9 protein-coding genes and 1 pseudogene are annotated in these 8,210 nt (G+C 71.6%); 3 read left to right on the forward strand and 7 right to left on the reverse strand.

Features of this window, described 5'->3' with window-relative positions:
* The 7 genes from C5F48_RS20030 to C5F48_RS20060 all read right to left on the reverse strand — a co-directional run.
* Positions 1-792, reverse strand: a 792-nt coding sequence (locus C5F48_RS20030; RefSeq protein ID WP_107665562.1) for a BatD family protein, incomplete at its 3' end; no start/stop codon positions are given.
* Entirely contained in the window at positions 786-1,382 is a 597-nt protein-coding gene (locus C5F48_RS20035; RefSeq protein ID WP_107665563.1) for a hypothetical protein, read from the reverse strand. The genes C5F48_RS20035 and C5F48_RS20030, both read right to left, overlap by 7 nt.
* Positions 1,382-2,305: a vWA domain-containing protein gene (locus C5F48_RS20040; RefSeq protein ID WP_107665564.1), complete on the reverse strand. Its 924-nt coding sequence runs from the start codon at positions 2,303-2,305 to the stop codon at positions 1,382-1,384. Before C5F48_RS20040 ends, C5F48_RS20035 begins: the two co-directional genes overlap by 1 nt.
* Positions 2,302-3,258 carry a VWA domain-containing protein gene (locus C5F48_RS20045; protein WP_107665565.1) on the reverse strand — a complete coding sequence of 319 codons (957 nt, stop codon included), beginning with the start codon at positions 3,256-3,258 and terminating at the stop codon, positions 2,302-2,304. The genes C5F48_RS20040 and C5F48_RS20045 overlap by 4 nt, the downstream gene beginning before the upstream one ends.
* Positions 3,251-3,613 carry a hypothetical protein gene (locus tag C5F48_RS20050; RefSeq protein ID WP_107665566.1) on the reverse strand — a complete coding sequence of 121 codons (363 nt, stop codon included), beginning with the start codon at positions 3,611-3,613 and terminating at the stop codon, positions 3,251-3,253. Before C5F48_RS20050 ends, C5F48_RS20045 begins: the two co-directional genes overlap by 8 nt.
* Positions 3,610-4,458 carry a DUF58 domain-containing protein gene (locus C5F48_RS20055; protein WP_107665567.1) on the reverse strand — a complete coding sequence of 283 codons (849 nt, stop codon included), beginning with the start codon at positions 4,456-4,458 and terminating at the stop codon, positions 3,610-3,612. Before C5F48_RS20055 ends, C5F48_RS20050 begins: the two co-directional genes overlap by 4 nt.
* The gene (locus C5F48_RS20060) at positions 4,458-5,432 is read right to left on the reverse strand and encodes an AAA family ATPase (RefSeq protein WP_219907817.1); all 975 of its coding nucleotides are present in this window, start codon (positions 5,430-5,432) and stop codon (positions 4,458-4,460) included. The genes C5F48_RS20055 and C5F48_RS20060 overlap by 1 nt, the downstream gene beginning before the upstream one ends.
* A gap of 194 nt (positions 5,433-5,626) precedes the next feature.
* Between C5F48_RS20060 and C5F48_RS20065 the strand changes: the two genes are divergently transcribed.
* The 3 genes and pseudogenes from C5F48_RS20065 to C5F48_RS20075 all read left to right on the forward strand — a co-directional run.
* The gene (locus C5F48_RS20065; RefSeq protein ID WP_107665568.1) at positions 5,627-6,661 is read left to right on the forward strand and encodes an LLM class flavin-dependent oxidoreductase; all 1,035 of its coding nucleotides are present in this window, start codon (positions 5,627-5,629) and stop codon (positions 6,659-6,661) included.
* A gap of 123 nt (positions 6,662-6,784) precedes the next feature.
* Positions 6,785-7,561 (forward strand): Crp/Fnr family transcriptional regulator, encoded by a 777-nt coding sequence (locus C5F48_RS20070; RefSeq protein ID WP_107665569.1) that lies wholly within the window; start codon positions 6,785-6,787, stop codon positions 7,559-7,561.
* A gap of 248 nt (positions 7,562-7,809) precedes the next feature.
* Positions 7,810-8,210: pseudogene (locus C5F48_RS20075) on the forward strand (Crp/Fnr family transcriptional regulator); the annotation flags it as partial.

Genomic DNA, 8,210 nt, shown 5'->3' on the forward strand with positions numbered 1-8,210 from the left:
GCCGATCGGCAGGGCGGGGATCTCCACCTGCTCGACCTTGCGGCTCACCGTGTTGAAATAGGGGATCGGCACCGGGGGCAGCACGCCGGGCTCGCCGGTCTCGGGGCGGAACTGCCATTCCCAGATCACGCTGGCCACCGGCCCCTCGGGCGTCAGCTCCAGCTCGCGCTGCACCGGGGCGGCGAAGGTGATCAGCCAGGGCTCTGACACCACCGGCCGCGGCGGCAGCATCTCGGGCAGCGCGCCTTCCGCCCGCAGCGTGACGCGGCGCGTCACCGTCTCGCCATCGGCCAGATGCGCGGGATCGGTGCTCAGCTCGTCGCGGATCGTCAGCTTGCCGGCGGCGAAGCGCCAGCCATGCGGGCTGTGGAACGGCGGACCCTCGGGCATCGGCGCGATGGTCAGCTCCAGCGGATGCGAGCTCAGCACCTGCTCGCCCTCACCCACGAAGCTGATCCGGTGGTCGGCGGGACCGAAGCGGCTGAGCCCGGCATGCTTGGCGAAGAGCGCCAGCTTGCGTTCCACCACGATGACGCTGCGCCCCTCGATCCGCTCCTCGCGCCAGCTGTCCTTGGCCAGCGGCAGCCAGTCGAAGGCGTCGGAGGGCCGCAGCGTCAGCTCCTCCCGCGTCGCCCGCTTGTCATAGACGCCGCGCAGCGTCACCGGGATCATCTCGCCTACGACGATGCTGGGCGAGGTGGGCGCGGCGATGATCTCCAGCGATTTCGCCGGCAGCTCGGCGAGGCCGGGGGAGGCGAGAAGGCAGAGCAGGACCGCGCGCAGCATCACCATGGGTCGCCCTCCTGCGGCGGGGTCAGGCCGAGCGAGAGGCGGCGGGTGTATTCGTCGGCGATGCGCAGCCGCAAAAACTCGCCCGGATCGTCGGCCAGCGTCGCGAGCCAGGCGTCATCCGCCACCCGCCCGCCGGTATCGAGCGGCGGGCCATCCGCCGAGAACCGCTCTACCGGCGGGCCGTCGGGCGGGGTGATGACCTGCACGGCGGTGCGCCCGGTCTCGTTGCCGTCGCCCACCACCGGCTCGATCAGCGCATCGACTGCGGCACGATTGTCGCGCGCCTGGCTGTCGGCGGGATTGGCGAAAAGCACCGCATCGAAATAGGCGCGCGACAGCGGGTAGTTGCCGAGCGCGGCGAGGCTGAGACCACGGTTGTAGGTCACGGAGCGGCCGGCCTCGGCGAAGGCGTCGTCGGCCTCGGCGAAGCGCCCCGTCTGATACAGCGCCACGCCCCGCACCGCCGGATCGCTGGCGAAGGGAACCGCCAGCGAGGGCAGGCCCGCCACCAGCGCCAGCTTCGCCCAGGCCGCCGGCCCGGCGATGCCGAGGGACGCGAGCGCCAGCAGGAGGAGGCCGAGCCTGCGCATCACCGCTCCCCCGTGGCGCGGCGGCGGAACAGCAGCAGCGCCGGGATCAGCGCCAGCGCCATCAGCCAGCGGCCGAGATCGTCGAAGACCAAGGGCGCGAAGCTGCTCTGCGCCAGCCGCCCGGTCCGCGCCGCGGCGATCCGCTCCAGCACCTCGCGCGGCGCGCGGGCCGGGGCGAAAGCGCCGCCCCCCGCCTCGGCCAGCCGCACCAGCGCCTCGGTATCGGGCGGCGGCGCGCCCTCGGCGGCGTCGCCCGAAAGCCCCAGCGTCCAGAGCCGCGCCCCCGCCTCGCGCAGCCGCCCGGCCTCCTGCATCGCCCTTGGCCCGGCGCCGCCGCCGTCGGAGATCAGGATCAGGTCGGCCCCGCCGATGTCCGGCCTGCCGCCGGTCGCGAAGAGGTCGCGCGCCGCCCCGAGCGCGATATCGGGCCGGCTGCCGGTGATCGGCATGGTCTCGGGCCCCAGCACCGCGACGAGGCTCTGCAGCGAGGCCGCATCCGAGGTCGGCGCGCTGGCGACATAGGCATCGGCGGCATAGACCATCATGCCGACAGGCCGACCGGCAGCGTTCTGCAAAACCAGTCCCGCCGCCGCCTGCGCATCGGCCAGCTGGGCCGAGCGTGCGACCGAGGGCGACATGTCGAGCATCAGGATGATCGGGTCCATCCGGTCCTGCCCCATCCCCGCCTTCAGCCGTGCCGGGCCCGAAAGCCCGACCACCACGATCCCGGCGGCAAGGAAGGGCAGCAGCACCAGCCCGCGCCGGGGGGCGGGCGAGACGAAGCCGAGCGCCCGCATCCGCAGCAGCAGCGCGGGGGCGATGATCGCCTCCCACGCCCCCGCCGACTGCCGCCGCCAGACCCAGAGCGCCAGCAGCGCCAGCGGGAGGAGGGCAAGCAGCCACCACGGGCGCAGCAGGATCATGCCTCGGCCCTCCGGTTCATGCCGATGCCGAGCGCGGCCAGCAGCGCCAGCAGCGCAGGCCAGATCCAGACCGGCTGCGGCACGATTACCGGCGGGCGGGAGGAGGGATTCGGCTCCAGCCGGTCCAGATCTTCGGCCATCGCCGTCAGATCCTCCATCCCGCGCACCCGGTAGCTCTTGCCGCCGCTGGCCTCGGCAATCGCCCTCAGCGTCACCGTATCCACCGCATCGCGCGAGGCGGGCCGGGTCTCCAGATCCTCCGGCCCCAGCGCGATGGTATGCACCCGCACCCCATGCTCCGCCGCCAGCCGCGCCACCTGCACCGCGTCGAGCCGCTTGGCCGTATCGCGCCCGTCCGACATCAGCACGATAACTCGGGACGTGGCATCGGAGGCGGCAGAGCGTTTCAGCGCGAGCCCCAGCCCGTCGGCGATGGCGGTGGAGCGCCCGGTGATGCCGATGGTCGCCTCCTCGATGGCGCGCGACACGGCGGGCAGGTCGAAGGTCGGCGGCGCTGCGACATAGGCGCGATCGGCAAAAAGCACGAGCCCGATCCGGTCGCCGGTCCGCTCCTCGACGAAGCGCTGCGCCACCTGCTTCACCGCCTCGAGCCGGGTGCTCTGCACCCCGTCGATGTCGAAATCCTCGATCAGCATCGACCCCGACATGTCCAGCGCCAGCAGGATCTCGCGCCCCGAGGCGGTGAGGTCGCGCGTTGGCACCAATCGCTGCGGCCCGGCCAGCGCGGTGACCAGCCCGACCCAGAGCAGCGCCAAGAGCAGGGTCGAGAGCCTGCGCGCCGTGGCGCTGGCCCGGCCCGGGGCGGCGGCGCGGGCGATGCGGTCGGGCAGGTAGACCGCGCCATCGCCCGGCGCGCGGGGCGGCAGCAGCCAGCGGGCAAGGAAGGGCAGGGGCAGCAGCAGGAAGGCGAGCGGTGTCGCGAAATCAAACATGCGCGCCGCCCTTCGCCCGCCAGGCCCGGCGGATCAGCGGCTCCAGGTCGGGCGCCGCCGCCTCCGGCGCGTAAAGCTGCGCGCGCGCTTCGTCAGGCAAGGGCGCACCCAGCCGGTCGAGCAGCCGCGCCTCGGCCAGCAGCCGCTCGGCGGCGGGCAGCGACTTCAGCCGCACCAGCTCCGCCTCCAGATCGGGCCGCGCCTTGCGGGTGAAGGCGGGGCGCAAGAGCTCGAAGATCCCGAGCGCCAGCAAGAGGCCGAGACCGAAGCCCGCCAGCACCTCGAGCCAGCCGAGCGCCGCCACGTCGAGCGGCAGGCGTGGCGGATGCAGGTCGCGGAACGGATCGAGGCTCATGCCGCCTCCGCCGGCCGGTCGGTGGCGAGGATCTCCACCCCGATGCCCAGAAGGGCGAGCCGGGCCAGCAGCGCCGCGCGGGCCTCGGGCAGGGCGTCGAAGGCGCCCCGCGCGGTCTGACCCGCCGCGGTGAGAAAGGGCAGCGCCTCGCGCGGCGGCGCGGCCTCGAACGGGTCCACCGGCAGCATGAGCCGCAGCGGCCCGCGCCGCTGGATCGCGCCGAGCGCCGCCTCCAGCCCCGGCCCTGGCTGGTCGAGCGCCGAGGCCAGCACCACCGTCGCCCCGCGCGGCGCCAGCCGGGCCGCGCGCATCAGATCGGGCGCCAGATCGCGCACCGGATGATGCACCGCCCGCCCGGCGATCAGATGCGCCCGCGCCAGACACCCCGCCACCCGCGCCATGCCGCGCACCCGGCTCGCGGGCTTCTCCGACTGGATGCCCGCATCGGTCAGCGCCGCCACCCCCGCCGAGCCGCCATCGCCCACCGCCTGCCACCCGGCGATCGCCAGCGCCTCGGCACAGGCGACCGAGCGGAAGCGGACGGTGCCCCAGAGCATCGGCCGGCGGAAATCGGCGATCAGCAGCACGGTGCGGTCGCGGTCCTCGTGGAAGGAGCGCACCTGCAGCGCCCCGGTCCGGGCGGTGGCCGCCGCATCGAGATGGCGCAGGTCGTCGCCCTCGGCATAGGGCCGCACCTCGCGGATCTCGTGACCCTGACCGCGCGGCCGCGTCGCGGTGACGCCGGGACGGCGGGCAAGCTCGGGCGCGGCATGGGGCAGGCGGCCCGCCATCGGCCCCAGCGCCAGGAGCGCCTCGACGCTCACCTCATGCGGCGACCCCGGCATCACCAGGGCCGGACATGCCCGAGAAGCCGGGCGACGATCTCGCGCGTGCTTACCCCTTCGGAGGTCGCGCGCCATGACGGGATGAGCCGGTGCGCCAGCGTGTCGGCGGCCAGCGCCTCGACATCCTCGGGCAGGGCATGGTCGCGCCCCAGCAGCATCGCCCGCGCCCGGGCCGAGGCCGCCAGCGCCAGCGTGCCGCGCGGCGAGACGGCATGGTCCACCAGCCCCTCCAGCGGGGTGCCGGCGGTCTCGCGGGTGGCGATCACCAGCCGGACGATGAAATCCTTCAGCGCCGGGGCCAGATGGATGCCCGCCACCTGCGCCTTGGCGGCGCTCAGATCGGCATGGCTCAGCAGCATCGGCGCCGCCTGCGGCAGATGCCGCGCCTCGCCCTCGACCAGATCGAGGATCGCCCGCTCCGCCTCCGCCCCCGGCAGCGCCAGATCGACATGCAAAAGAAAGCGGTCGAGCTGCGCCTCGGGCAGCGGGAAGGTGCCCTCGTGCTCGATGGAGTTCTGCGTCGCCACCACCATGAAGGGATCGGGCAGCTTGCGGGTGACGCCGCCTGCCGTCACCTGATTTTCCGCCATCGCCTCCAGAAGCGCCGATTGCACCTTCGGCGGCGCGCGGTTGATCTCGTCCACCAGCACCAGCGAATGGAAGATCGGGCCGGGCGCGAAATCGAAGCTTTCGCTGTCGCGGCGGAACACCTGCGTGCCGGTCAGGTCCGAGGGCATCAGGTCGGGCGTGCACTGGATGCGGGCAAAGCTGCCATCCAGCCCCTCGGCCAGACGTTTCACGGCGCGGGTCTTGGCAAGGCCGGGCGGGCCCTCGATCAGCACGTGACCGCCGGTCAGCAGCGCGGTCATCAACCGCTCCACCAGCACCTCATGCCCGATCAGCCCGGCGCTGATCTGCCCGGCGAGCCGGGTTATGGCCTCCGCGGCCCCGCCTTGGCGTTCGCTGACGTCCACGTTTCTCCTCCCCGATCAACGCGTCCCGAGGCCGAGACTGGCAGAGGATCGCCCGCGGCGCCACCGCCCTGGCCTCAGACTTAGGGATGAGACCTGCCGGCTGTGCGGCGGTGGAGAGGTGGCTGTGCCGGGAAGGGCGAGGACATTCCGGCCCCGATCGCCTATGTCGGGGGCAACGGAATGCAGGAGGGCCCATGGCACAGGATATCGAACTCGGTCTCGACACTTTCGGCGACGTGCCGGTCGGCGCGGATGGCAAGCCGATGCCGCAGGCGCAGGTGCTGCGCAACGTGGTGGAGGAGGCGGTGCTGGCCGATGCGGTCGGCGTCGACGCCATCGGGCTGGGCGAGCATCACCGCGACGATTTCGCGATCTCCTCGCCCGAGGTGATCCTCGGCGCCATCGCCGGACGCACCAAGCGGATCAAGCTCGGCTCGGCGGTGACGGTGCTGAGCTCGGACGATCCGGTGCGGCTGTTCCAGCGGTTTTCCACCCTCGACGCCGTGTCGAACGGAAGGGCCGAGGTGACGCTGGGCCGGGGCTCCTTCTCGGAATCCTACCCGCTGTTCGGCTATGACATGAACGACTACGAGCAGCTCTTCGAGGAGAAGCTCGACCTCTTCACCCGGCTGATCCGCGAGCCGAAGGTGACCTGGAAGGGCGAGACCCGCGCGCCGCTGAAGCAGCAGCGGGTCTATCCGCCGCTGTCGCCCGCCGGGCTGAAGACCTGGATCGGCGTCGGCGGCAGCCCGGAGTCGGTGGTGCGCGCGGTGCGGCACGACCTGCCGATGATCCTCGCCATCATCGGCGGCGCGCCGCAGCGCTTCCTGCCCTTCGTCGATCTCTACAAGCGCGCCTACGAGCAGATCGGCGGCGATCCGAAGCCCCTCGGCGTCCATTCCCCCGGCCATGTCGCCGCGACCGATGCACAGGCGCGGGACGAGGCCTTCCCGGCCTACAAGCGCCTGCACGATCGCATCGGCCGCGAGCGCGGCTGGCCGGCGCTGACCCGGGCCGACTTCGACCGCGAGGTGGATCACGGCTCGATGTATGTCGGCAGCCCCGAGACCGTGGCGCGCAAGATCGCCGCCACGGCCAAGGCGCTGGGCCTCGGGCGGTTCGACATGAAATACTCGGTCGGCCCGCTGGAGCACGCGGCGCTGATGCGCTCGATCGAGCTTTACGGAACCAAGGTCATGCCGATGGTGCGCGACCTGCTGGCCGGCTGATCCGCCCTTGCGTGCCACGTATTGCCGCATTTCCGGGCCGGCAATAGTCGGGCCGGGGAAACTCTGCTAAGCCTCAGTGCAGGTGCAGCATGACGGCGGGCGCCCCGTCCGGGGAGGGGTTGCGTGGAGCGGGTTACGGCTCAGGACAAGGTGACGCGGCTGGCGGTGGACGCCAGGTTCCACCATGCCGGGCTGCGCCAGGGCCTGTCGCCGGCGACGCTGCGCAAGCTCGACGCCATCGCCCGGCTGCGGGTCTTCCCGCGCGACGCGGTGGTGGTGGCCCAGGGCGGCCCAATCGACTTCGTCGGCAATGTGGTGCGCGGCGTGCTGCGGCTGCAGCGGCTCCAGAGCGACGGCCGCTCGCATGTCGTGGGGCTTCTGATCCCGAGCGACATGTTCGGCAGGGTCTTCACCGAACGCTCGGACTTCTCCATCGAGGCGGCGACCGAGGTGACGCTCTGCTGCTTCGAACGCCATGCCTTCGAGGGTCTGATGGCCGGCTGCCACGACCTCGAGCACCGCGTGCTCTTGTCCGTGCTGGACGAACTGGACGCCGCGCGCGAATGGATCAACCTGCTGGCGGTGCAGACAGTGGCGGCGCGGCTCGCCACCTACCTTCTGATCCTCTGCCGGCGCTGGCCGCACCAGACCAGCGAGCTGACCAGCGACGCGCAGCGAATCGTCGTGCGCATCCCGGTCGGCAGAAATGATCTTGCGCAATATCTCGGCACCACGGTGGAAACGATCAGCCGGACCGTCCAGGGATTTTCCCGCCAGGGGCTGATCAGGATCCATAGCCCGTTACAATTCGAGATACTCGATCTGCCGGGGCTTATTGCCTTGTCTTCCAACGATGATTTCGATTGCGAGTCAATGCTCGAGATATTGCGCCGGCGCTGATCTGGCGGGGCTCATCAGCTTGGTCAGATTGACGCAGGTCAAGGCGTCGCTCTTCATCCTCATTTAAACAGAACTCTGCCGGTCCGCTTTTGCCGGGGCCGGCATTACCCAGTGAACCTGTATTTGTACCCATCAGATCGCCCCGAGCGATACCCGGAGGAATTGACTTCATGGCGCTTACTACACTTGTGGACGTTTCTCTCCGGCTGATGCCGGACTGCCGGAATTGTGGTGTGAGTGAAGGTCGGTTGTGTACGGCGCTGCGTCATCGGGCAACCTCGGTCCTGCCGTTGTTGCCGGAGGCCGAGACCCTGATCCCCGGCGGCGGTCCGGTCGATGTCAGCCTGCGCGGCGGGCGGTTCGGGGTGCTGCACTCGGGGCTGCTGCTGCGCTGCGGCGGCGAGTTCGGCGGCATGGAGCTGGTGCTGCCCGGCGAGGCGCTGACCGAGGCCTTCAGCGCCAGCTGCGAGGTGCGGGTGACGGCCGTCGTGCCGTCGAAGGTCTGCTGGTTCGACATCCACGATGTCGAGGCGGCGGCGCTGCGCGACGCGCGGCTGTCCTGCGCTCTGCTCGACGCCTCGACGGTGAACAGCGCGGCGCGGCAGCGCTTCGCCCGGCTGCGCACCGTCGGCAGCGTGGAGGAGCGGGT

This window comes from Cereibacter changlensis JA139 (assembly GCF_003034985.1).
Lineage (GTDB): Bacteria > Pseudomonadota > Alphaproteobacteria > Rhodobacterales > Rhodobacteraceae > Cereibacter > Cereibacter changlensis.